This window comes from Mesobacillus subterraneus (assembly GCF_000934845.1).
GTDB lineage: Bacteria > Bacillota > Bacilli > Bacillales > Cytobacillaceae > Mesobacillus > Mesobacillus stamsii.
Genome location: NZ_JXIQ01000060.1, coordinates 1 through 213 on the forward strand (window position 1 = coordinate 1; position 213 = coordinate 213).

At 49.3% G+C, this 213-nt stretch carries 1 tRNA gene and 1 rRNA gene; both read right to left on the reverse strand.

The annotated features are described in order from the left end of the window. Positions 1–57, reverse strand: a tRNA-Asn gene (locus UB32_RS07320). A 75-nt stretch (positions 58–132) separates the two neighbouring features. After that, positions 133–213 (reverse strand): 5S ribosomal RNA (rrf, locus tag UB32_RS18980); the annotation flags it as partial.

A 213-nucleotide genomic window follows, 5' to 3' on the forward strand; every position in this document is an offset into this window, starting at 1 on the left:
GGTAGGATTCGAACCTACGACCGCTCGGTTAACAGCCGAGTGCTCTACCACTGAGCTACTGCGGAATACTAATAATTTCTTCGATTTGGATACACAATCCTTATCTTTGAAACAAGATGTAAAATGCATCTTGCCCGGCGGCGTCCTACTCTCACAGGGGGAGACCCCCAACTACCATCGGCGCTGAGAAGCTTAACTTCCGTGTTCGGTATG